Annotated in this window: 19 protein-coding genes; 2 read left to right on the top strand and 17 right to left on the bottom strand. The window is 69.8% G+C overall.

Annotated elements, in window-relative coordinates:
• Nucleotides 1-26 precede the first annotated feature (26 nt).
• Nucleotides 27-2,009, bottom strand: a complete 1,983-nt coding sequence (locus tag JJ691_RS41630) for a sunset domain-containing protein (RefSeq protein WP_442912805.1) — start codon at nucleotides 2,007-2,009, stop codon at nucleotides 27-29.
• Between the two features lie 112 nt (nucleotides 2,010-2,121).
• Nucleotides 2,122-3,144, bottom strand: a complete 1,023-nt coding sequence (locus JJ691_RS41625) for a polyprenyl synthetase family protein (RefSeq protein ID WP_442912519.1) — start codon at nucleotides 3,142-3,144, stop codon at nucleotides 2,122-2,124.
• A 276-nt stretch (nucleotides 3,145-3,420) separates the two neighbouring features.
• Between JJ691_RS41625 and JJ691_RS41620 the strand changes: the two genes are divergently transcribed.
• A complete protein-coding gene (locus JJ691_RS41620; RefSeq protein WP_211764948.1) occupies nucleotides 3,421-3,705 on the top strand; it encodes a helix-turn-helix domain-containing protein in 285 nt (94 codons plus the stop codon).
• 64 nt (nucleotides 3,706-3,769) lie between these two features.
• Here JJ691_RS41620 and nuoN read toward each other — a convergent pair whose 3' ends face one another.
• The 15 genes from nuoN to JJ691_RS41545 all read right to left on the bottom strand — a co-directional run bounded on the left by nuoN (nucleotide 3,770) and on the right by JJ691_RS41545 (nucleotide 21,222).
• Nucleotides 3,770-5,290, bottom strand: coding sequence for an NADH-quinone oxidoreductase subunit NuoN (gene nuoN, locus JJ691_RS41615; protein ID WP_211764947.1), 1,521 nt, complete (start codon nucleotides 5,288-5,290; stop codon nucleotides 3,770-3,772).
• 1 nt (nucleotide 5,291) lies between these two features.
• A complete protein-coding gene (locus JJ691_RS41610) occupies nucleotides 5,292-6,860 on the bottom strand; it encodes an NADH-quinone oxidoreductase subunit M (RefSeq protein ID WP_211764946.1) in 1,569 nt (522 codons plus the stop codon).
• Nucleotides 6,860-8,845 (bottom strand): NADH-quinone oxidoreductase subunit L, encoded by a 1,986-nt coding sequence (gene nuoL, locus JJ691_RS41605; protein WP_211764945.1) that lies wholly within the window; start codon nucleotides 8,843-8,845, stop codon nucleotides 6,860-6,862. Before nuoL ends, JJ691_RS41610 begins: the two co-directional genes overlap by 1 nt.
• A gap of 16 nt (nucleotides 8,846-8,861) precedes the next feature.
• On the bottom strand, nucleotides 8,862-9,161 hold the full coding sequence (gene nuoK / locus JJ691_RS41600; protein ID WP_043721411.1) for an NADH-quinone oxidoreductase subunit NuoK: 300 nt from the start codon (nucleotides 9,159-9,161) through the stop codon (nucleotides 8,862-8,864).
• Nucleotides 9,158-9,985, bottom strand: coding sequence for an NADH-quinone oxidoreductase subunit J (locus tag JJ691_RS41595; RefSeq protein ID WP_211772054.1), 828 nt, complete (start codon nucleotides 9,983-9,985; stop codon nucleotides 9,158-9,160). The genes nuoK and JJ691_RS41595 overlap by 4 nt, the downstream gene beginning before the upstream one ends.
• 20 nt (nucleotides 9,986-10,005) lie before the next feature.
• A complete protein-coding gene (gene nuoI, locus JJ691_RS41590) occupies nucleotides 10,006-10,530 on the bottom strand; it encodes an NADH-quinone oxidoreductase subunit NuoI (RefSeq protein ID WP_211764944.1) in 525 nt (174 codons plus the stop codon).
• Nucleotides 10,517-11,866, bottom strand: a complete 1,350-nt coding sequence (gene nuoH, locus JJ691_RS41585; protein WP_211764943.1) for an NADH-quinone oxidoreductase subunit NuoH — start codon at nucleotides 11,864-11,866, stop codon at nucleotides 10,517-10,519. The genes nuoI and nuoH overlap by 14 nt, the downstream gene beginning before the upstream one ends.
• Complete coding sequence (locus JJ691_RS41580) at nucleotides 11,863-14,343, bottom strand: NADH-quinone oxidoreductase subunit G (RefSeq protein WP_211764942.1); 2,481 nt, start codon at nucleotides 14,341-14,343, stop codon at nucleotides 11,863-11,865. The genes nuoH and JJ691_RS41580 overlap by 4 nt, the downstream gene beginning before the upstream one ends.
• Nucleotides 14,344-14,346: 3 nt before the next feature.
• Nucleotides 14,347-15,648 carry an NADH-quinone oxidoreductase subunit NuoF gene (nuoF, locus tag JJ691_RS41575; RefSeq protein WP_211764941.1) on the bottom strand — a complete coding sequence of 434 codons (1,302 nt, stop codon included), beginning with the start codon at nucleotides 15,646-15,648 and terminating at the stop codon, nucleotides 14,347-14,349.
• 10 nt (nucleotides 15,649-15,658) lie between these two features.
• Complete coding sequence (nuoE, locus tag JJ691_RS41570; protein WP_211764940.1) at nucleotides 15,659-16,393, bottom strand: NADH-quinone oxidoreductase subunit NuoE; 735 nt, start codon at nucleotides 16,391-16,393, stop codon at nucleotides 15,659-15,661.
• Nucleotides 16,390-17,712, bottom strand: coding sequence for an NADH-quinone oxidoreductase subunit D (locus JJ691_RS41565; RefSeq protein WP_211764939.1), 1,323 nt, complete (start codon nucleotides 17,710-17,712; stop codon nucleotides 16,390-16,392). The genes nuoE and JJ691_RS41565 overlap by 4 nt, the downstream gene beginning before the upstream one ends.
• Nucleotides 17,709-18,473 carry an NADH-quinone oxidoreductase subunit C gene (locus JJ691_RS41560; protein WP_211764938.1) on the bottom strand — a complete coding sequence of 255 codons (765 nt, stop codon included), beginning with the start codon at nucleotides 18,471-18,473 and terminating at the stop codon, nucleotides 17,709-17,711. Before JJ691_RS41560 ends, JJ691_RS41565 begins: the two co-directional genes overlap by 4 nt.
• A 9-nt stretch (nucleotides 18,474-18,482) precedes the next feature.
• Complete coding sequence (locus tag JJ691_RS41555) at nucleotides 18,483-19,094, bottom strand: NuoB/complex I 20 kDa subunit family protein (RefSeq protein ID WP_249227357.1); 612 nt, start codon at nucleotides 19,092-19,094, stop codon at nucleotides 18,483-18,485.
• Nucleotides 19,095-19,110: 16 nt separating this feature from the next.
• Nucleotides 19,111-19,512, bottom strand: coding sequence for an NADH-quinone oxidoreductase subunit A (locus tag JJ691_RS41550; protein ID WP_211764937.1), 402 nt, complete (start codon nucleotides 19,510-19,512; stop codon nucleotides 19,111-19,113).
• A gap of 429 nt (nucleotides 19,513-19,941) precedes the next feature.
• Nucleotides 19,942-21,222, bottom strand: coding sequence for a geranylgeranyl reductase family protein (locus tag JJ691_RS41545; RefSeq protein WP_211764936.1), 1,281 nt, complete (start codon nucleotides 21,220-21,222; stop codon nucleotides 19,942-19,944).
• Between the two features lie 139 nt (nucleotides 21,223-21,361).
• Here JJ691_RS41545 and JJ691_RS41540 point away from each other — a divergent pair, with 139 nt between their 5' ends.
• A complete protein-coding gene (locus tag JJ691_RS41540; RefSeq protein WP_211764935.1) occupies nucleotides 21,362-22,315 on the top strand; it encodes a hypothetical protein in 954 nt (317 codons plus the stop codon).
• Nucleotides 22,316-22,334: the final 19 nt, after the last annotated feature.

Here is a 22,334-nt window from a genome sequence, read left to right as displayed (position 1 = left end):
ATCGCCGGGGGCCGTTTTGTGCGGTGCTAGTCGGCGGGGCTGAAACCGGCCCGCTCGGCCTCCTCGGAGTTGCGGAACCAGACCTCGGCCCGCACCGCGTCGAAGCCGCCGCTGCCGGCCGGGTGATAGGTCCGGGAGCCGATCATGGCCTTGACCTGGTAGTCGTCCGACGGGGCCGAGCCGTCCGGCTTGGGCAGGGCCGAACCCGGGCCGAACGGGGTGCGCGGGCCGCCGCTGGACGGCCGGCGGATCGGCGCCGCGTCGGTGTTGCGCGGCATCGGGCTGAACGCCTGGCGCGGCCGGAACGGGGCCGGGTCGAACGGCTGCGGGCCGGCGCCGAGGCCGTTGCCGCCGCGCGGCCACGAGTTGCTCACGGTGCGCTTGGGCAGGCCGGCCGGGGTGGACACCGGGGGCTGCGGCTGCTCGTTGGCCAACAGCTCCGGGGCCAGGATCGGGGTGAACGGCACCGAGTCGGTGGACGAGAACGACCGGGTCGTCGGCTCCTGGATCGGCTGGAAGCCGTCCAGGTCCTCGTACGGGTCCTCGCCGTCGGGGTCCAGCACCGGCTCGAACAGGGAGCGGGAACGGGCCACCGCCTCCATCGGGGCCGGCTCCGGCCGTGCCGGCTGCGGTCGGGTGGGCAGCGGCGACGCGGACTCGGCCGGCTCCGGCGGGGTCACGCTGCCGGGCGGGGTGAGGGCGCCCGGCGGGATCGGCTTGCCGAACTGGTTCGGGTCCAGCCGGATCGGCTGGGACAGCTCCTCCAGCTGCACCTGGCCCGGCTCCGGTTCGGGGGCCGGCTGCTCGAAGGCCTGGATCGGCTCGAACGGCTGCGGCTCCGGGGTGAAGGCGTGGTCCGCCGGCAGCGACTCTTCGGCAAACGCTTGCGGCTCGTGTGCGGGCGGCTCCGACTCACGTGCGGGCGGCGCGAAGGACTGGGCAGCGGACTCGGCGTACGAGTGGTCCGCGGGCTCCGGATCGGCGGGCTGCTCCTCGACCAGGCCGTGCCGGACGGAGTCGTGGCGGACCGGCTCCTCCTCGACCCGGCTGTGCCGGGACGGCGGCTCCGACTCCTCGTCCTGGGCCAGCGCGCCGGCCAGGCGGCGCTCCTGCACGACCTTCTCAGCCGCGGCGATCACCGACACCGCGACCGGGCCGGTGGTCTCGGCCGCGGCCTCGCGCTCGGACGCGGTCAGCTCCTCCTCGACGACGTCGTCGACGAAGTTCTCGTCCTCCAGGTCGTCGGCCGGGACGTGCGCCAACTGGCCGTGCTGGGAGCTGGCCGGGCCGTGGTCGGCCAGCTCCATGTCCTCGTGGTCGTCGATGGCGGCCGGCAGGACGCTGGTGGTCTCGGTCGCGTTGGCCTCGCCGGCGATCCGGTTGATCACGGCCGTCATCTCGGCCGGGCTCGGGTTGCGGATCGGCGGCGCGGCCGGGATCGGCGCCTGCACCTGGGTCGGCCGGTCGTCAGCCGGCGGCTGCGGCGGCTCAGGGGCCTGGACCTGGGCCGTCGCGGGCACCGAGGGCTCGGGCTCTTCTTCGGCGACCGGCTCCGGCTCGACGACCTGGGTGGGCTCCGGCGCCGGCTCGGCGTCGTGCTCGGCCTGATAGTCGTGCTCAGCGGGCGCATAGGGCTGGTCGATGACCGGCTCGGCGTCGTAACGCGGCTCAGGGCGGTCGTAGCCGAGGTCGTGCTCGGGCGTCAGGGCGATCAGCGTGCGCGGCGCCTCCGCGACCGGATCGTGCTCCTGATCACGTTCCCAGGAGGGCAGCCGGTCCGGGTCCCAGCCCGGGCTCGACGTCGGCGGGTGCCCGTCCACGATGCCGGTCCGCTCGACGTCGATCTCCGGCGGCGGCGGTAGGGCGTCGGCCCGCTTGGCCTTGGCGAGTTGGATCTCGAGCTGCCGGACCTGCTTGCGTAGCGGTCGTGTGAACAGCAACTGGTCCAGCACCGCGCCGATCACGAACGCAAGCAGGCAGAGCAACCACACCTGCCCGAACACCCACATCACCGGACTACACCCTCCTAGTGCCTGCTTGCCCTTGCGGCAGGCTAACGGCCGCCGGCCCGTTCGGGGGCCTTACCCGTTCAGGGCAGCATGACACTAACGGGTGAGCTGTTCAGTATGTGCGAGCGACCACATAGTCGGTCAGCGAGTCCAGCGCGTCACGGGCTGGACCTGCGGGAAGAGCCTCCAGCGCGGTCCGGGCGCGGTCCGCGTAGCCGGCCAGGGTCTGCCGGGCCTGCTCCAGACCGGCCGACTCGCGCAGCAGCTTGAGCGCCTCGTCCACCAGGTTGTCGTCGGCCAGCGGGCCGGCCAGCAGCTCGCGCAGCCGGTCGCCCTGCGGATCCGGGTCGGCGATCGCGTACAGCATCGGCAGCGTGCGCACCCCCTCGCGCAGATCCGTGCCGGGCGTCTTGCCCGATTCGGTCGCGGGTGAGGCGATGTCGATGATGTCGTCCGAGATCTGGAACGCCGAGCCGAACGCGTCCCCGTACGTGCTCAGGGCCTGCACCTGCTCGGGCGTCGCGCCGGCGAACATGCCGCCGAACCGCCCGGCCGTGGCGATCAGCGAGCCGGTCTTCTCGTCGATCACCTTCAGGTAGTGGGCCACCGGGTCCTGGCCGGCCGCTGGGCCGACCGTCTCCCGCATCTGGCCGGTGACCAGCTGGCTGAAGGTGCTGGCCATGATGTGGCCCGCCTCCGTGCCCAGGTCGGCCACCAGCTTCGAGGCGTGCGCGAAGAGGAAGTCGCCGGTCAGGATGGCGATCGTGTTGTCCCAGCGGGCGTTGGCGCTGACCGCGCCGCGGCGCATCGTCGCCTCGTCCATCACGTCGTCGTGGTACAGCGTGGCCAGGTGGATCAGCTCCACCACCGCCGCCGCCTTGGTCACGTCCTCCCGGCCCGCGTCCCCGAACTGGGCCGCCAGCAGCGTGAACAGCGGCCGAAACCGCTTGCCCCCGGCGTCCACCAGGTGCAGCGAGGTCTCCGTGACGAACTCGAGGTCGCTCTGCACCACCGAGCGCAGCAGGTTCTCGACTCTGGTCAGGCCCGCACGCACCGCGTCGGCCAGCGCCGGATCGGCGAAGTCGAATCGGATGCCCCGCTCCGAGGCGGTGTGCGTGTGCTGGTTGCCCGTCACGTGGATGTGTCCCCTACAGCGGCCCGGCTGCTGGTTGTTTCCCCAGCAGTAGTGTCACGTCCCCAGCAGCGTAATCGCCGCGAGATCGGTCGCGCCCGGGTAGTGGTGCGGAGAACTCCAGGATGGTTCCCACACCACGCACCGCAGCCGGCCCATCACCCTGGGGCTATAGCATCAATGCTATACCCACAGGCACCGTCGGGCTGGCACCGGAAGTACTCGACCGGCTGGAGAATCTTGCCCGACGAGCAGTTCGAGGACGCGGGAGTGACACCGATGGCTGAGCTGAGCAACTGGCAGGAACTGCGCGACCGCCGCATGGCGAGGCCGGGAGCCAAGGAGGGGTACGCGGCCGCTCGGCTGGCCTACGAACTCGGCAAGGCCGTGCGGGAGCGGCGTGAGCAGAAGGGCTGGACCCAGGGGCAGCTGGCGGCGGCGGCCAACATGACGCAGTCGGCGGTGGCCAGGTTCGAGGCGGGTGGCACGGTGCCGACGATCCCGGTGCTGGACCGGCTGGCGCAGGCGCTCGGAGCGAAGCTCGTGGTCAAGCTGGCGGCCTGAGCGTGAGACGGCGCAAGGGGGCGGTCCCGGGTCGGGACCGCCCCCTTGCGTGTGGAGAAGCTCCTCAGCCGAGGAAGCCGCCCTTGGCCCAGTCGAGGACGAAGCCGGGGACGACGCCGAGCAGGAGGGTGATGAAGACGCCCAGGGAGATGGCGACGGTGGTGAAGGCGCCGGGCACGGTGACGGTGGGGCCGTCCTCGGCGGGTTCGCTGAAGTACATCAGGACGACGACGCGCAGGTAGAAGAAGGCGGCGACGGCGCTGAAGACGAGGGCGATGACGACGAGGGGGGCCATGCCGTCGCGCAGGGCGGCGGAGAAGACGACGAACTTGCCGACGAAGCCGCTGGTGAGCGGGATGCCGGCGAGGGCGAGCAGCAGGAAGGTGAAGACGGCGGCCAGCAGTGGGGAGCGCTTGGCCAGGCCGGCCCATTCGGACAGGTCGGAGGCCTCGCCGTTGCCCCGGCGCACCAGGGAGATCACGCCGAAGGACGCGATCGTGGTGAAGCCGTAGGCCACCAGGTAGAAGAGGGTGGACTGGAGGCCGTCGGTGTTCAGGGCGATGGCTCCGACCAGCAGGAAGCCGGCGTGTGCGACCGAGGAGTAGGCGATCATGCGCTTCACGTCGGTCTGGGTCAGACCGAAGATGGCGCCGATGGCCATGGACACGATGCACACGGCCCACAGCACGCCCCGCCACTCCCACTGGGTGGACTGGAACGACACGGTGAGCACCCGCAGGATGCCGCCGAACGCGGCGACCTTGGTGCAGGCGGCCATGTAGGCGGTCACGGGAGTGGGAGCGCCCTGGTAGACGTCGGGGGTCCAGGTGTGGAACGGACCGACGGCGGCCTTGAACAGCAGGCCGACGACCAGCAGGCCGAGACCGCCGAACAGCAGCGTGTCGGACCGGTCGGTGCCGACGGCGGCGTTGGTGATGTCGGACAGCCGCACCGAACCGGCGTAGCCGTACAGCAGTGCGGTGCCGTAGAGGAAGAACGCCGAGGCGAACGCGCCGAGCAGGAAGTACTTGACGGCGGCTTCCTGCGAGATGAGCCGACGCTTCCGGGCCAGCCCGCACATCAGGTACAGCGGGAGGCTGAGCACCTCCAGCGCGATGAACATGGTGAGCAGGTTGTTCGAGGCGCTGAACACGAGCATGCCGCCCAGCGCGAACAGGAACAGCGGGAACGCCTCGGTCTGCAGCGCCCCCTCCGGGTCGACCGTCCGGTCGGCCAGCAGCAGCAGCGCCAGCAGGCTCAGGGCCAGCAGCGTGCCCCACAGGAACAGCGCGGGCTGGTCGATGGAGATGACGTTGGCCAGTGTGAGCACACCGGTGTGCCCGGCGACCCCGCCCTTGGCGGCATCGCTGTTCATGTACAGGATCAGCGCGACCCCGGCGGCCAGGATGGCCACCACGCACAGGGCGACCTGCCAGGCCCAGCGGCTCTCCTTGGCCAGGAAGGCCTCGAACAGCACGCCGACGCAGGCCGCGCCGAGAATGATCAGGATCGGGGCGATCGCCGCGTAGGACACGTCCGGCGGACTGATCTGGCCCTGGGCCTGCGCGAGGAACTGAGAGAGCACGTCACTTGCCTTCCTGCGCGGGCACCGGGTCGGTCGCGCCCACCGCGCTCATGGTCGCCGACACCGACGGCCCGACAATGTCCAGCACCGGCTTCGGATAGACGCCCAGCACCACGATCAACAGCACCAGCGGAGCCAGCACCACCAGCTCGCGCTTGTTCAGGTCGGTCACCGCGGCCTTCTCCGGCGTCACGGCCGCACCGGGCCCGCCGGACACGCCGACCAGGGCGTTGCCCCGGACCGGCCCCTGCATGACCCGCTGGTACAGCCACAGCACGTACAGCGCGGCCAGGATCATGCCGATGGTCGCCAGCACCGAGTACACCGGCTGCGTCGGGTAGGAGCCCAGCAGCACCAGGAACTCGGAGACGAACGAGTTGGTGCCGGGCAGCGACAGCGTGGACAGACCGGCCACCAGGAACAGCCCGGCCAGCACCGGGGTCAGCTTCGACATGCCGCCGTAGTCGGCGATCTTGGTCGACCCGCCGCGGGCGATCACCATGCCGATCACCAGGATCAGCATGCCGGTGGCGATGGAGTGGTTGACCATGTACGACACCGCGCCGACCTCGGACTGCGAGGTGAAGGCGAAGATGCCGATCGCGATGAAGCCGAAGTGCGCGATCGACACGTACGCGATCAGCCGCTTGAGGTCGCTCTGCCCCACCGCCAACAGCGAGCCGTAGAGCACGCCGATCACGCCGAGCACCAGCACCAGCGGCGCGAGGGCCTTGCTGGCGTCGGGGAACATCGGCAGCAGGTAGCGCAGGAAGCCGAAGGTGCCGACCTTGTCCAGCACGCCGACCAGGATGACGGCGACGCCGATCGGCGCCTGCTCGGCGGCGTCGGGCAGCCACGTGTGCAGCGGCACCAGCGGCGCCTTGATGGCGAAGGCCAGGAAGAAGCCGAAGAACAGCCACACCTGGGTGCCCAGCGGCGCGTCCCGCACCACGGTCACCAGCGTCGCCCAGTCGAACGTGCCGGTGCCCAGCTTGTCGGCGGCCAGCGAGTAGCAGCCGATCGCCGAGGCCAGCATGATCAGGCCGCCGAGGAACGAGTACAGGAAGAACTTCACCGCCGCGTACTGCCGGCGCGGGCCGCCGTAGCCGCCGATCAGGAAGTACATCGGGATCAGCATGATCTCGAACAGCACGTAGAACAGGAACACGTCGGTGGCGGCGAACACGCCGACCATCAACGCCTCCTGCACCAGGATCAGCGACAGGAAGCCACCGGCCGACCGGCCGGCGGGCAGCTTGTCGGCCCAGCCGGCGCCGACCACGATCGGCACCAGCAGGGCGATCACGCCGATCATCACCAGCGCGATGCCGTCCACGCCGAACGACAGGTGGATGCCCAACTGCCCGATCCAGTCCACCGAGGAGGAGAACTGGATGCGGTCGCCGCCGGGCACGTAGCTGATCCACAGCAGCACGGCGAGCACGAACTCGACCAGCGTCACCGCGAGCGCGGTGAGCTTGGCGGTCCGGTCGTCGTTCTTCAGGAACGCCACCACCAGCGCGCCGACCAGCGGCAGCACCAGCAGGGCGATGAGCAACCCAGTTCCCATCAGGAGAACCTCACCATCAGCAGTGCGGCGACGATCAGGACGGAACCGCCCAGCATGGTCAGCGCGTAGGACCTGACGAACCCGGTCTGGGTGCGTCGCAGCAGCGAGGACAGGAAGCCGAGAATGCCGGCCAGCCCCGTGACGGCGCCGTCGACGCCCTTGTCGTCCATCACCACCAGGCCGCGGGTGAGCACCTCACCGGGCTTGGCGAACAGGGCCTCGTTGACGGCGTTGCCGTACAGGTCGGCGCGGGCGGCCCGGACCGGCCAGGCCACCTTGGCCGGCCGCTCGACCGGAACGTCCTTGCGGCCCACGAACAGCCACGCCAGCCCGGCGCCGATCACCATGAACGCCAACGAGATCACCGTCAGGCCGATCTCCGGGATCGGGCCGGCGGCGTGCTCCTGGAGCTGGCCCAGCGAGGGCTCCAGCCAGTCGGCCAGCCGGTTGCCGATCGAGAAGTACGCGCCGGCGCCGATCGAGCCGACGGCCAGGATGATCATCGGAACGGTCATCACCAGCGGCGACTCGTGCGGGTGGAAGTCCTTGCCGTCTGCGGACTTCAGGTCCTTCCAGCGCTGCTTGCCGAAGAAGGTCATCAGCATCAGGCGGGTCATGTAGAACGCGGTCAGCGCCACGCCCAGCATGGCGCAACCGCCGAACACCCAGCCGCGCCAACCCTCCTGGGAGAACGCCGCCTCGATGATGGCGTCCTTGGAGTAGTAGCCGGACAGGAACGGGAAGCCGATCAGCGCCAGGTAGCCCAGGCCGAAGGTGACGAAGGTGATCGGCATCTTCCGGTACAGGCCACCGAACTTGCGCATGTCGACCTCGTCGTTCATGCCGTGCATGACCGAGCCGGCGCCGAGGAACAGCCCCGCCTTGAAGAAGCCGTGGGTGAGCAGGTGCACGATGCCCAGCGCGTAGCCGACCGGGCCGAGGCTGACCGCGAGGATCATGTACCCGATCTGGCTGACGGTGGAGTAGGCCAGCACCTTCTTGATGTCGTCGTAGGCGCAGCCGACGATGCACCCGATCAGCAGCGTGATCGTGCCGATGATGGTGACGACCAGCCGCCCGTCCGCGGTGAGGTTGTAGATCGGGTTGGACCGGGCGATCAGGTACACACCGGCGGTGACCATGGTTGCCGCGTGGATGAGGGCGGAGACCGGGGTCGGGCCCTCCATCGCGTCGGGCAACCAGGCCTGCAGCGGGAACTGGCCCGACTTGCCGCAGGCGCCGAGCAGGAGCAGCAGGCTGATGGCCAGCACGGTGCCGGGCGGCAGGGTGCCGATCTTCGCGAACACCTCGGTGTACTGCGTGGTGCCGAGGTTGGCGAACATCAGGAAGATGGCCACCGCCAGTCCGACGTCGCCGACCCGGTTCATCAGGAAGGCCTTCTTGGCCGCGGTCGCCGCCGACGGCCGGTTCTGGTACCAGCCGATCAGCAGGTACGACGCGAGACCCACGCCCTCCCAGCCGAAGTACAGCGTCACGAAGCCGTTGCCCAGCACCAGCAGCAGCATCGCCGCGACGAACAGGTTGAGGTAGGCGAAGAACCGCCGCCGCCCGTCGTCGTGCGACATGTAGCCGATCGAGTAGATGTGGATCAGCGAGCCGACACCGGTGATCAGCAGCACGAAGGTGATCGACAGCGGGTCCAGCCGCAGGCCGAAGTCGACCTGCAGGGCCTGCACCGGGATCCAGGAGAAGATGTGCAGCTCCGTGACCCGGTCCGCGGCGGCCTTGCCCAGGCTGTCGAAGAACAGGATCAGGCCGTACACGAAGGACACGATCACCGTCGCGCAGCCGAGCAGATGGCCCCACTTGTTGGCGGCCTTGCCGGCGAGCAGCAACACAATCGCGCCGATCAGGGGCAACGCGAGCAGCAGCCAGGCGGACTGCCCCACCCCGGAGGCAGCGCCGACCCCGTCAGCGCTGATGCTTGACCCCGCGAGCGGGTCTGCGGCGAGATGTACCAGCATTTTTCCCGGTCGCCCCTTAGTACTTGAGCAGGTTCGAGTCGTCGACCGAGGCCGAGCGACGGGTCCGGAAGATGGCCATGATGATCGCCAGGCCGACCACGACCTCGGCGGCCGCCACCACCATCACGAAGAACGCCATCACCTGGCCGTCGAGCTGGCCGTTGATCCGTGAGAAGGTGACCAGCGTGAGGTTCACCGCGTTGAGCATCAGCTCGATGCACATGAACACCACGATGGCGTTGCGCCGCACCAGGACGCCGATCGCGCCGATGCTGAACAGCAGCGCCGACAGCAGCAGGTAGTACGTCGGCGTCATCGCGTCGCCTCCTCGGGCTCGCCGGTCAGCGCGTGCGCGTCGGCGTGGTGCTCGGTCCCGGCGACCTCGGACCGGTCGTGGTCGAACTCCTCGGACTCGGTGGCCTCGATCAGCTCGGACAGCGACTCCGGCGCGACCGAGCCGTCGGGCAGCAGCGCCGGGGTGGCCACCGAGTTGGCGGTGGCGAACACGCCAGGGCCGGGCAGCGGCGAGGGCCGGTTGCCGCGGAACCGCTCGATCACCAGCTCGCGCTGGGTCTTGCGGGCCTGCTTGCTCTTGCCGACGAAGGCCAGCACCATCGCGCCGACCGCGGCGGTGATCAGCAGCGCCGAGGTCAGCTCGAACGGGAACAGGAAGTCGGTGAAGATCAGCTTGCCGACGTTGGTCAGGTTGCCGCCCTGGTTGGCCTGGGCCAACCCGACCGACGGGGCCTGGCTGACCGCCCGCACCAGCGCGGACACCACGACGCCGGCGAAGCCGATGCCGAAGATCGCGGCGATGACCCGCTGCCCGCGCAGCACTTCCACCACGGAGTCGGAACTGTCCCGGCCGACCAGCATCAGCACGAACAGGAACAGCATCATCACGGCGCCGGTGTAGACGATGATCTGCACGAAGCCCAGGAACGGCGCCTGCTGCAGCATGTAGAGCACGCCCAGGCTGAGCATCGTCAGCACCAGGAACAGCGCCGAGTGCACGGCGTTGCGGGCGAACAGCATGCCCAGGCCGCCGAGCAGGGCCAGCGGACCGAGGATCCAGAAGCCCACCGCCTCGCCGACGGTGATCACGTCCGGTGGCGGCGGCGCGGTCTGCTGCTGTTGCATGACGAACTGCACGAGCGCGCTCACTTGGCCGCCTCCCCTCGGGCCAGCTCAGGACCGTTGACGTAGTAGTCCTGCTCGTTCTCGCCCAGCCGCATCGGGTGCGGCGGCTGCTCCATGCCGCCCAGCAGCGGCGCCATCAGGTCTTCCTTGGTGAAGATCAGGCGCTGCCGGTCGTCGTCGGCCAACTCGTAGAAGTTGGTCATGGTCAGCGAGCGGGTCGGGCAGGCCTCGATGCACAGGCCGCAGCCGATGCACCGCAGGTAGTTGATCTGGTAGTCCTTGCCGTACCGCTCGCCGGGCGAGTAGCGGGCCGCGTCGGTGTTGTCGCCGCCCTCCACGAAGATCGCGTCGGCCGGGCAGGCCCAGGCGCACAGCTCGCAGCCGACGCACTTCTCCAGCCCGTCCGGGTGCCGGTTGAGCTGGTGCCGGCCGTGGTAGCGGGCGGCGGTCGGCCGGTAGTCCTCCGGGTACTGCTCGGTCACGACCTTCTTGAACATCGTCGAGAAGGTGACGCCGAAGCCCTTGAGGGGATCAAGAATCCCCATCGCTGGCCTCCTTCGGGGTGGACGACGCCGCCACGGCAGCGGGCTCTTGCGGTGCGGCCGGGGTGGCCACGGCCTGGCGGCGCTTGGGCGCCTTCGGGACCTTCAGGTCCAGCGGGGGCAGCGGATAGCCGCTGCCGGTGACCATGACCCGGTCCGGGTCGGAGGCCTGCTTGCGTTCGGGGATCAGGGCGACGACCACGAGGATGCCCAGGATGATGATGGCGATCAGCACGATCCGGCCGACCGTGCCGAAGCTGTCGGCCTGCGAGCCGGCCAGCGCGCGGATGCAGACCACCAGCACGATCCACACCAGGCTGACCGGGACCAGCACCTTCCAGCCCAGCCGCATGAACTGGTCGTAGCGCATGCGGGGCAGCGTGCCGCGCAGCCACACGAAGACGAACAGCAGCACCATCATCTTGCCGACGAACCAGAGCGGGCCCCACCAGCCGGTGTTCAGGTAGCCGTTGGCGATCAGCTCCAGGCCCCACGGGGCGTGCCAGCCGCCGAGGAACAGCGTGGTGGCGAAGGCCGAGACGGTGACCATGTTGATGTACTCGGCCAGGAAGAACAGCGCGAACTTCAGCGAGCTGTACTCGGTGTGGAAGCCGCCGACCAGCTCCGACTCGGCCTCGGCCAGGTCGAAGGGGGCTCGGTTGGTCTCGCCGACCATGGAGATCAGGTAGATCAGGAAGCTCGGCAGCAGCGTGATGATGTACCACAGGCCCTGCTGCGAGTTGACGATCTCGGCGGTGGACAGCGAGTGCGACAGCAGGATCACGCCGACGATGGACAGGCCCATCGCGATCTCGTAGGAGATCACCTGCGCGGCCGAGCGCAGCGCGCCCAGCAGCGGGTAGGGCGAGCCGGAGGACCAGCCGGACAGCACGATGCCGTAGACGCCGATGGACGAGCAGGCCAGCACCACCAGCACGCCGACCGGCAGGTCGGCCAGCTGCAGCGCGGTGTCGTAGCCGAAGATGTTGACCTCGCCGCCGAACGGCATCACCGAGAAGGCCAGGAAGGCCGGCACCGCGGAGATCACCGGGGCCAGGAAGAACACCCACTTGTCGGCCAGGACCGGCCGGATGTCCTCCTTGAAGGCCAGCTTCAGGCCGTCGGCCAGGGATTGCAGCAGGCCGGCCGGGCCGACCCGGTTGGGACCGGGCCGGTGCTGCATCCGGGCCACCACCCGGCGCTCGAACCAGATCATGAACAGCGTCATCACGACCAGGAAGACGAAGATCGCCAGGGTCTTGATGATCACCAGCCACAGCGGGTCGCCCGCGAGCAACTGGCCCGTGTTCGGGCTCGGTGCGGATGCGAGATACCTCATGCGTCACCTCCGCCAGCGTGCAAGGTCACCGCGGCGCCGTGCCCGACGCCCAAAGTCCGCCGCAGCCTGGAGCCGCCGGAGTTGCCCGGCAGCCACACCACGTCCTCCGGCAGGTCGGCCAGCTCGACCGGCAGCGTCACGCTGCCCCGGTCGGTGACCACCGTGGCCGCGTGGCCCTCGACGACGCCGAGCCGGTCGGCGGTCGCCGGCGACACCCGGATCACCGCGGTGCGGGCCGTACCGGCCAGGTTGGGCTCGTCGTCCTGCAGCGAGCCGTTGTCGATCAGCTGCCGCCAGCTGGCCAGCAACACCTCGCCCTCGCCCGGCTTGGGGGCCGGCGGGGCGGGCACCGCGGGCGCCTCGGCCCGGCGGCTGGTGCGCGGCTCGCCGAGGCGGGCCAGGTTGGCCGCCGCGGCCGCGGGCGTCTGCGTGAACAGGTCCGCGTCCATCTCCACGGCCAGCGTGTCCAGCACCCGGCAGTCGGGCAGGGCGCCGGTGCCGTCCAGCGTGGTGCTGAACGCCCGGTCCCGGTTCTCCCAGTTGCGGTAGCTGCCGGACTTCTCCGATGACGGCGCGATCGGCAGCACCACGTCGGCCCGCTCGGTGACGGCGCTGGGCCGCAGCTCCAGGCTGACCACGAAGGCCTGGTCGAGGGCCCGCAGCGCCAGCTCCGGGTCGGCCAGGTCGTACGGGTCGACGCCGCCGACCACCAGGCCGGCCAGCTCGCCGGCGGCCGCGGCGGCCAGCATGCCGTCGGTGTCACGGCCCGGCTCGGCCGGCAGCGCGCCGGCCTCCAAGCCCCAGGCCTGCTCGACCTCGGTCCGCTGCGCCTTGTCGGTGACCAAGCGCCCGCCCGGCAACAGGTTCGGCAGCGCGCCGGCTTCCAGGGCGCCACGCTCGCCGGCCCGCCGCGGGATCCAGGCAGCGCGGGCGCCGGTGCGCTCCGCCAGCCGCAGCACCGACGAGAACAGGCCCGGCACCTCGGCGGCGCGCTCACCGACGAGGATCACCGCCCCGCTGCCCGACAGCGCCTCGAACGCCTCCGCGGTGGTGGAGTTGAAGAACAGGCCCTCGATCGCCGCCGGCTCGCCGCCGGGAACACAGCGCAGCAGCACGCCGTTGGTTTTCTCGATGGCAGCACTCGTGTGCTGGCCCAGGTGGAACACCTTCGTCTTGCCGGTGCGCGCTGCCTTGCGCAGCCGCAGGAAGACGATCGGCGACTCCTCCTCGGGCTCGAAGGCGACGCACAGCACGGCCGGCGCCTTCTCCAGGTCGGCGTAGGTCACGCCGCCGTTGTCCGGGGAGGTGCCCACCACGTGCGAGGACAGGAAGTCCAGCTCCTCGGCGGAATGGGCCCGGGCCCGGAAGTCCACGTCGTTGCTGCCCAGGGCGACCCGGGCGAACTTGGCGTAGGCGTAGGCGTCCTCGACGGTCAGCCGGCCGCCGGCCAGCACACCCGCGCCGCCGTTGGCCCTGGCCGCGGCCAGGCCCTCGGCGGCCGCCCGCAGCGCGTCGGTCCAGGAGGCCTCGACCAGCTCACCGGTCTCCGCGTCCCGGACCATCGGCCGCAGCACGCGGTCGGTGGCCACGGCGTAGCGGAAGGCGAACCGGCCCTTGTCGCAGTTCCACTCCTCGTTCACGGCCGGGTCGTCGCCGGCCAGCCGGCGCGTCACCTTGCCGCGCCGCCAGTCGGTGCGCTGCGCGCAGCCGGACGAGCAGTGCTCGCAGACGCTCGGCGTGGACACCAGGTCGAACGGGCGGGAGCGGAACCGGTAGGCGGCGCTGGTGAGCGCGCCGACCGGGCAGATCTGGATGGTGTTGCCGGAGAAGTAGCTCTGGAACGGCTGCTCCTCGGCGATGCCGATCTGCTGCTCGGCGCCGCGCTCCAGCAGCTCGATGAACGGGTCGCCGGCGATCTGCTTGGAGAACCGGGTGCAGCGCTGGCACAGCACGCAGCGCTCCCGGTCCAGCAGCACCTGGCTGGAGATCGGGATCGGCTTGGGGAAGGTCCGCTTGGTCTCCACGAACCGGGAGTCCGCGCGGCCGTGGGCCAGCGCCTGGTTCTGCAGCGGGCACTCGCCGCCCTTGTCGCAGATCGGGCAGTCCAGCGGGTGGTTGATCAGCAGCAGCTCGATCACGCCCTGCTGGGCCTTGTCGGCCACCGGCGAGGTGTGCTGGGTCTTGACCACCATGCCGTCGGCGACGGTCATGGTGCAGCTGGCCTGCGGCTTCGGCATCGGCCGGCCGCCCATCTCCACCTCGACCAGGCACTGCCGGCAGGCACCGGCCGGGTCCAGCAGCGGGTGGTCGCAGAACCGCGGGATCTCGATGCCCAGCCGCTCGGCGGTGCGGATCAGCAGCTCTCCCTTGGGAGCCACCACTTCCAGGCCGTCGATGGTGAGCTTGACGTGGCCCTCGGGAACGACCAGCTCGGAAGAGGAGCCAGAAATAGATACAGTTTCAGGTGCGACAGTCATGTCTCAGTGCGCTCCTGCCAGTGCGTGCTTCCCGGTGCTGGCCGCGTTCTGCTCGCACAGCGCCAGGAACTCGTCCTTGAAGTACTTGATGCCGCTCTGGATCGGGCTGACCGCGCCGTCACCGAGCGCGCAGAACGAGCGCCCCAGCACGTTGTCGCAGATGTCCAGCAGGGTGTCGATGTCGGTGGGCGTGCCCTCGCCCCGCACCATGCGCTGCAGGATCTGCACCAGCCAGTAGGTGCCCTCCCGGCACGGGGTGCACTTGCCGCAGGACTCGTGCTTGTAGAACTCGGTCCACTTCATCACGGCCCACGGCACCGACACCGTCTCGTTGAATATCTGCAGCGCGGTGGTGCCCAGCATCGAGCCGGCCTCGGCCGCGCCCTCGAAGTCCAGCGGCACGTCCAGGTGCTCGGCCGTGAACAGCGGGGTGGAGCTGCCGCCCGGCGTCCAGAACTTCAGCGGCACGCCGTCCTTCATGCCGCCGGCCAGCTCCAGCAGCTCGCGGAGCGTGGTGCCCATCGGGGCCTCGTACTGACCCGGGTTGGTCACGTGGCCGGACAGCGAGAAGATCTTCGGCCCGGGCGAGCGGTCGCGGCCCATGGTGCGGAACCAGTCCGAGCCGCCGTTGACGATGAACGGCACGCTGGCGATGGTCTCCACGTTGTTGACCACGGTCGGCGACTCGTAGAGACCCGAGGTGGCCGGGAACGGCGGCTTGAGCCGCGGCTGGCCGCGCAGGCCCTCCAGCGAGTCCAGCAGCGCCGTCTCCTCGCCGCAGATGTACGCGCCGGCGCCGGAGTGGATCACCACGTCCAGGTCGAAGCCCGAGCCGAGGATGTCCTTGCCCAGGTAGCCCGCCTCGTAGGCCTCGCGGACCGCGGCCTGCATTCGGCGGATGCAGTGCAGGGCCTCGCCGCGCACGTAGACCGCGGCGAAGTTGGCCCTGATCGCGTACGAGGTGATGATGATGCCCTCGACCAGCGAGTGCGGGTCGGCCATCATCAGCGGGATGTCCTTGCAGGTGCCCGGCTCGCCCTCGTCGGCGTTGATCACGAGGTAGTGCGGCTTGCCGTCGCCCTGCGGGATGAAGCCCCACTTCATGCCGGTCGGGAAGCCGGCGCCGCCGCGGCCGCGCAGCCCGGAGTCCTTGCACAGCTGGATGAGCTGGTCCGGGTGGGCCTTGAGCGCCTTGCGCAGGGCGGTGTAGCCCTCCAGCTGCTCGTAGGTCCGGATCGTCCACGACCTCGGCGACAGCCACCGCTTGGTCAGCACCGGGGTCAGTGGTTTGACGTCGTTGCTCACTGCCGCCCCCTCACTTCTTCTCCGGCAGAGCGGGGAAGGAGACCGAGTCCGGCATCGCCGGCGCGGTCCACCCCTTCTCGTGCGCGATCTGGGCTCCACGCACCGTCTCCGGCGCGGCCGACGGACCGTCCACATCGGACTCGCGGCCGTCCAGGAAGCCGGCCAGCTGCAGCTCCACCTGACGGAAGTCGGTCAGCGGCGCGCCCCGGGTGGGGTCCGGCTTCTTGCCGGCCTGCAGCTGCTTGACCAGGTCGAGCGCCGACTCCGGGGTCTGGTTGTCGTAGAACTCGTAGTTGACCTGGAGCACCGGGCCGAGGTCGCAGGCGGCCAGGCACTCGGCGTGCTCCAGCGTGATCGAGCCGGGCTCGCCCGGCTCGCCGGAGGTCTCCTCGTGGCCCAGCGGCTTGCCGCCCGTGCCCAGGGCTTTGCGGAGCCGGTCGTAGATGTCGTCGCCGCCCAGCGCCGCGCACAGCGTGTTGGTGCACACGCTGACCAGGTGCTCGCCGCAGGGCTTGCGCTTGTACATCGTGTAGAAGGTGGCCACCGCGCTCACCTCGGCGGTGGTCAGGTCCAGCTGGTCGGCGCAGAACTCGATGCCGTCCACGCTGACGAAGCCCTCGACCGACTGCACCAGGTGCAGCATCGGCAGCAGCGCCGAGCGGGCCCGCGGGTACCTGGCGATGATCGCCTTGGCCTTGTCCGCGAGCTCCGCGCCGAACAGGTCGTCGGAGAGATCAGAGGTCACCGGTCACACCCACCCATCACCGGGTCGATCGAGGCCACCGCGGCGATGACGTCGGCGACCATGCCGCCCTCGCTCATCGCCGGCATCGCCTGGAGGTTCACGAAACTTGGCTCCCGCACGTGCACCCGCATCGGCCGGGTGCCGCCGTCGGAGACGACGTGGTAGCCGAGCTCGCCGCGCGGCGACTCCACCGGCACGTACACCTGCCCGGCCGGCACCGCGAAGCCCTCGGTGACCAGCTTGAAGTGGTGGATCAGGGACTCCATGGACTGCCCCATGATCTTGCGGACGTGCTCCAGGGAGTTGCCCATGCCGTCCGGACCGATGGTCAGCTGGGCCGGCCAGGCGATCTTGGCGTCCTCGACCATGACCGGGCCGGGCTTGAGCCGCTTGAGGGCCTGCTCGATGATCCGCAGCGACTGGTGGATCTCCTCCACCCGCAGCAGATAGCGGGCGTAGCAGTCGGCGTCGGTCGAGGTGGGCACCTCGAAGTCGTAGGTCTCGTAGCCCAGGTACGGCTCGACCTTGCGCATGTCCCAGGCCAGGCCGGCCGAACGCAGGATCGGGCCGGTGATGCCCAGCGCCAGGCAGCCGTCCACCGGCAGCACGCCGATGCCGGACAGCCGGTTCTTCCAGATCGGCTGGCCGGTCAGCAGCTTGTCGTAGTCGGGCAGCCGCTTCTTCATCAGCTTGACGAAGTCGGTGATCTTCTCGACCGCGTCGGCCGGGAAGTCCTGGGCCAGGCCGCCGGGCCGGATGAACGCGTGGTTCATCCGCAGGCCGGTGAGGAACTCCAGCAGGTGCAGGACTTCCTCGCGCTCGCGGAAGCCGGCGGTCATGCCGGTCAGCGCGCCCAGCTCCATGCCGCCGGTGGCCAGGGCCACCAGGTGCGAGCCGATGCGGTTGATCTCCATCAGCAGCACCCGGCCGACCTGCGCCCGCTCCGGGATCTCGGCGCCCAGCAGCTTCTCGACCGCCATGCAGTACGCGGCCTCGTTGAACAGCGGGGCCAGGTAGTCCATGCGCGTCACGAAGGTGACGCCCTGGGTCCAGTTCCGGTACTCGACGTTCTTCTCGATGCCGGTGTGCAGGTAGCCGATGACGGTGCGGCCCTGGGTGACGGTCTCGCCCTCCAGCTCCAGCACCAGCCGCAGCACGCCGTGCGTCGACGGGTGCTGGGGGCCGAGGTTCATCACGATGCGCTCGTTGCCGAGCGCGTCCTCGACGACCTCGTCCCAGTCACCGCCGAAGACGTTGAAGACCGTGCCCTCGGTGGTTTCCCGAGAACTCGCGTAGATGTCCTCTTCGGTGCTGCTCATGAGTACGACCTCCGCTGGTCGGGCGGCGGGATCTCGGCGCCCTTGTACTCGACCGGAATGCCGCCGAGCGGGTAGTCCTTGCGCTGCGGGTGGCCGTCCCAGTCGTCCGGCATCAGGATTCGGGTCAGCGCGGGGTGGCCGTCGTAGACGATCCCGAACATGTCCCAGGCCTCGCGCTCGTGCCAGTCCGCGGTCGGGTAGACCTCGACCACGCTGGGCATGTGCGCGTCGTCCACGTCGACGCAGACCTCCAGCCGGATCCGGCGGCGGTAGGTCATCGACGTGAGGTGGTAGACGGAGTGCAGCCGCTGCGGCACGTCGGCGCCGTAGTCCACGCCCGACACCGAGCTGCACAGCTCGAAGCGCAGCGCCGGGTCGTCCCGCACGATGCGGGCCACGTCCAGCAGCTGCTCGCGCTGGATGTAGAAGGTGATCTCGCCGCGGTCCACGGTGATCTGCTGCACCGTGTCGGCCGGCAGGTCCGCGTCGTTGATCGCGGCCAGCAGCTCGTCGGCGACCTCGTCGAACCAGCCGCCGAAGGGCCGCTCGCTGGGCGCGGCCACGTGGGCCGGCAGCCGCAGGCCGCCGAAGCCGGACGTGTCGCCGGAGCCGGAGATGTGGAACATGCCCTTGCGGGCCCGGCCGGTCACCAGCGGCGCGGCCGGTTCCGATCCCTGCGGCTCGAGTCCGCCGGCCGGGCGGTCGGCGCTGGAGTGCGCGCCGCCGGGCTCGGGAGTGGTGGTGGGCTTGTCGTCAGTCACGGGAACGCGTCACTCCCCGGCGGTGAGCATGTGTCGATGGCTGGGGTCCACCGGGCCCTGGAACTTCTTGCTGCCGGGCTTGCCGTAGTGGACCGAGGACGGCACCAGCTCGGTGCGGTGGCCCGAGGCCACCAGCTGCGCGGCCCGCTTGGCGCCGAGCGGCTCGTCCATGATCTTCTGGTGGATCTTGAGGATGGCGTCGATGAGCATCTCGGGGCGGGGCGGGCAGCCCGGCAGGTACATGTCGACCGGGACCACGTGGTCGACGCCCTGCACCACGGCGTAGTTGTTGAACATGCCGCCGGACGAGGCGCAGACGCCCATCGCCAGCACCCAGCGCGGCTCCGGCATCTGGTCGTAGATCTGACGCAGCACCGGGGCCATCTTGTTGGTCACCCGGCCGGCCACGATCATCAGGTCGGCCTGGCGGGGCGATGCCCGGAAGACCTCCATGCCGAAGCGCGCCAGGTCGTAGCGGGGCGCGCCGGTGGTCATCATCTCGATCGCGCAGCAGGCCAGGCCGAAGGTGGCCGGCCACAGCGACGACTTGCGCGTCCAGTTGACCAGCTTCTCCACGCTGGCCAACAGGATCCCGTTGGGGAGCTTCTCCTCAAGACCCATCTCGCCGCTCCCTAGGTCAGTTCCAGTCCAGGCCGCCGCGGCGCCACACGTAGGCGTAGGCGAACCCGACGGTTGCGATGAACAGGACGATCTCCACGACCCCGAACAGCCCCAGGGCGTCGGAGTTCACCGCGAACGGGTAGAGGAAGACCATCTCGATGTCGAACAGGATGAACAGCATCGCGGTGAGGTAGTACGCCACCGGCATCCGGCCGCCGCCGACGATCGGCTGCGGCGAGGGTTCGATCCCGCACTCGTAGGCGTCCAGCTTGGCCCGGTTGTAGCGGCGGGGTCCGGTGAACGGCGCCGCCGTCACCGAGAACAACGCGAATGCGGCCGCCAGCACGAACAGGCACACCAGCGGGACATAGGCCCCCAGAGCCGAGGGGGCCGCTGCGGCTTCAGCGACGTTCAGCACCTTTTCGTCTCCTCCGTGTGGGGCCGATCACCGGCCTCGTGACGGAACCCTAGGGGTGACGTTCGCCGCACCTTCGGTAAGGCAGACCTAACCTCAACCGCCCCGACCTGCGCGTTCACCGGCACCTCCGACCGCCGTCATTGGCCGTCCTTGTGAAATTCTTCACAAGCTTGTGAACCAGTTCACAAGCGAGGCGAGTGTATGCCCCCCTCCCCGGGGTCGCCCAGGGGGTTGACAACCGGGCATCTTCAAGATCATGTCGGGTGACGTTCGACTACGCCGATCGGGTGTTTTCAAGAATTGCCGGACAATGGCCGGAAAATGAAAAATCCCCTCGTGCGAGGGGATTTTTCCGGGCTCCGACCAGGGTGGATGTCCGATCACCCAGCGTGATCGACCAGGCCGGTTCGGCCAGGTGTGATCATCATCTCAGACCGCCGGCGCGAGCCTGGTGGCCAGCGTGATCACCCGGTCCATGGCGTCGCCGTCCTTCTCGTCGTACAGGCCCGCGAGCAGCTTCAGCACCAGCTTCATCAGCGTCGCCTGCGGCATGCCGTAGCGGGTCGCCGTGCGCATGATGGTCGGGTTGCCGATCAGCTTGGAGAAGATGTTGCCCAGCCGGTAGTAGCTGCCCAGCGCCTCGCGCAGGCGGGTCGGGTAGGCGTAGAGGGCGTGCTCCCGGGACATGCCCTCCGGGCGGGCCATCGCCTGCACCACGCACTCCGCCGCCAGCTTCGCCGACTCCATGGCGTAGCCGATGCCCTCGCCGTTGAACGGGTTCACCGTGCCGCCCGCGTCGCCGACCAGCAGCAGGCCGTCGCGGTAGTGCGGGGTGCGGTTGAAGCCCATCGGCAGGGCCGCGCCGCCGACCTTGCCCAGCGCGTTCTGGTCGCGGAAGCCCCACTCCTCCGGCGTGCCGTCCAGCCAGGTCTTCATCAGGGCCCGGTAGTCCGTGCTGCCGAAGGCCTTCGAGGTGGACAGGATGCCCAGGCCCACGTTGACCGTGCCGTCGCCCATGCCGAAGATCCAGCCGTAGCCCGGCATCAGCACCGGCTTGGCTGGGTCCGTGCGGTCCCACAGCTCCAGGTGCGACTCCAGGTAGTCGTCGTGGGTGCGGGGGCTCCTGTAGTACCGGCGGACCGCCACCCCCATCGGGCGGTCGTCCCGCTTCTCGATGCCCATCGACAGCGCCAGCCGGGCCGAGACCCCGTCGCAGGCCAGCACCACCGGGGCGCGGAACTCCTTGCCGCCCTTGGACTTCACGCCCTTGATGCGGCCACGGCGCTCGTCCCGGATCGCCTCCGTGACGGTGACGCCCTCGTGCAGCCGGGCCCCCGACTTCTGCGCGTTGCGGGCCAGCATCTCGTCGAAGTCCTGCCTCGGCCGCACCACGCCGTAGGGCGGGAAGCTCGCCAGCTCCGGCCAGGGCAGATCCAGCTTCGTCCTGCCGGCGATCACCCGCAGACCCTTGTTGTGCAGCCAGCCGGCTTCTTCCCGGGTGTCGATGCCCAGGTCGATCAGCTGCTTCACGCCGCGGGGCGTCAGCCCGTCCCCGCACACCTTCTCCCGCGGGAACGTGCTCTTCTCCAGCAGCAGCACATCCAACCCGGCCCGCGCCAGATACGTCGCCGCGGTCGAACCGGCAGGCCCGGCCCCCACCACGATCACGTCGGCGTCGTCGCCGGCCTGGCCTCGGCTGGGCGTGCTCATGCCGGACTCCCTCGTGAATCGGCTCAACTGCAGGTCCAACCGAGTCTAACTGTGGACATCCGTCACCCCTGTCGCCGAGTTGTCCACAGGTGGCATCGGGGTGGTTGTGCCGACCCGATCCATGCCCACCATGGAGTAGGTGACCCGACGCAGCACACGCGACCTGGCCGCCCTCTCCGACATGTTCCCCGACGCCGTCGCCACCTGGCCGGACTTGGTGCGTCTCGGCGTGCACGAGGCGCTGCCGTCGCACAAGTGCCGGCCGGGAGGCGGCTGGACCCGACTCCTGACCGGCGTCTATCTCTTGACCGGCGGCTCGCCGACCAGACGCCAGATGGTCCGAGCCGCGCTGCTGCGTGCCGGTCCAGGTGCGGCTCTCACCGGTGTCGAGGCAGCCCGCCGGCACGGCGTGCGACGGCTTCCGCCCAATGATTCGGTGCACGTGCTGGTGGCCAATTCCCGCTCCTTGGCCAGCCAGTCGTTCATGGTGGTCGAGCGATCCCGTCGACCGTGGCGCACCTGCGTGGTCGATGGATTTCCACTGGTCAGCGTGGAACGGGCCCTTGTCGACGCGGCACGGAGAGAGCAGCGGCTGGATGTCGTCAGAGCCATGCTCGCCGACGGCGTTCAACGCGGGCTGTGCACGGCTGCCTCGCTGACCCATGAGCTTGTGGTTCGCCGACTTCGTGGCACCGCCATCGTGCGGAGCGTCATGGCGGAGGTCAGCGATGGCGTTCGGTCAGCGGCCGAGGCGTGGGCCCGGTCCCTGGTCCACGGTAGCGGCCTCCCGAAGCCGGCTTGGAATGTCGCACTGCACACAGCGGACGGTCACAGTCTCGGAGTGTTGGACGCCTGGTGGGACGACGTGGGGCTGGGGTGGGAGATCGACTCGCTGGAGTTCCATCTTGCGCCCGAGTCATACGCGCAAACGATGCGGAAGCATTCAGCCTTGGCTGCCGCCGGTGTCGTCGTGGTGCACACCGTGCCCTCCCAACTGCAGCACGACACCGCCGCTGTGCTCCGTGACCTCACCGCCGCTCACGCCAGCGCCGCCTCCCGCCCTCGCCCTCCCGTCAGGGCGACTCGCGGCTAGCGGTTTCATGTGAGTGGCT

It is taken from the genome of Kutzneria sp. CA-103260 (assembly GCF_018263855.1).
Lineage (GTDB): Bacteria > Actinomycetota > Actinomycetes > Mycobacteriales > Pseudonocardiaceae > Kutzneria.
The sequence above is the reverse complement of the archived record's forward strand: the minus strand, read 5'-3'. Positions and strand labels throughout refer to the sequence as shown.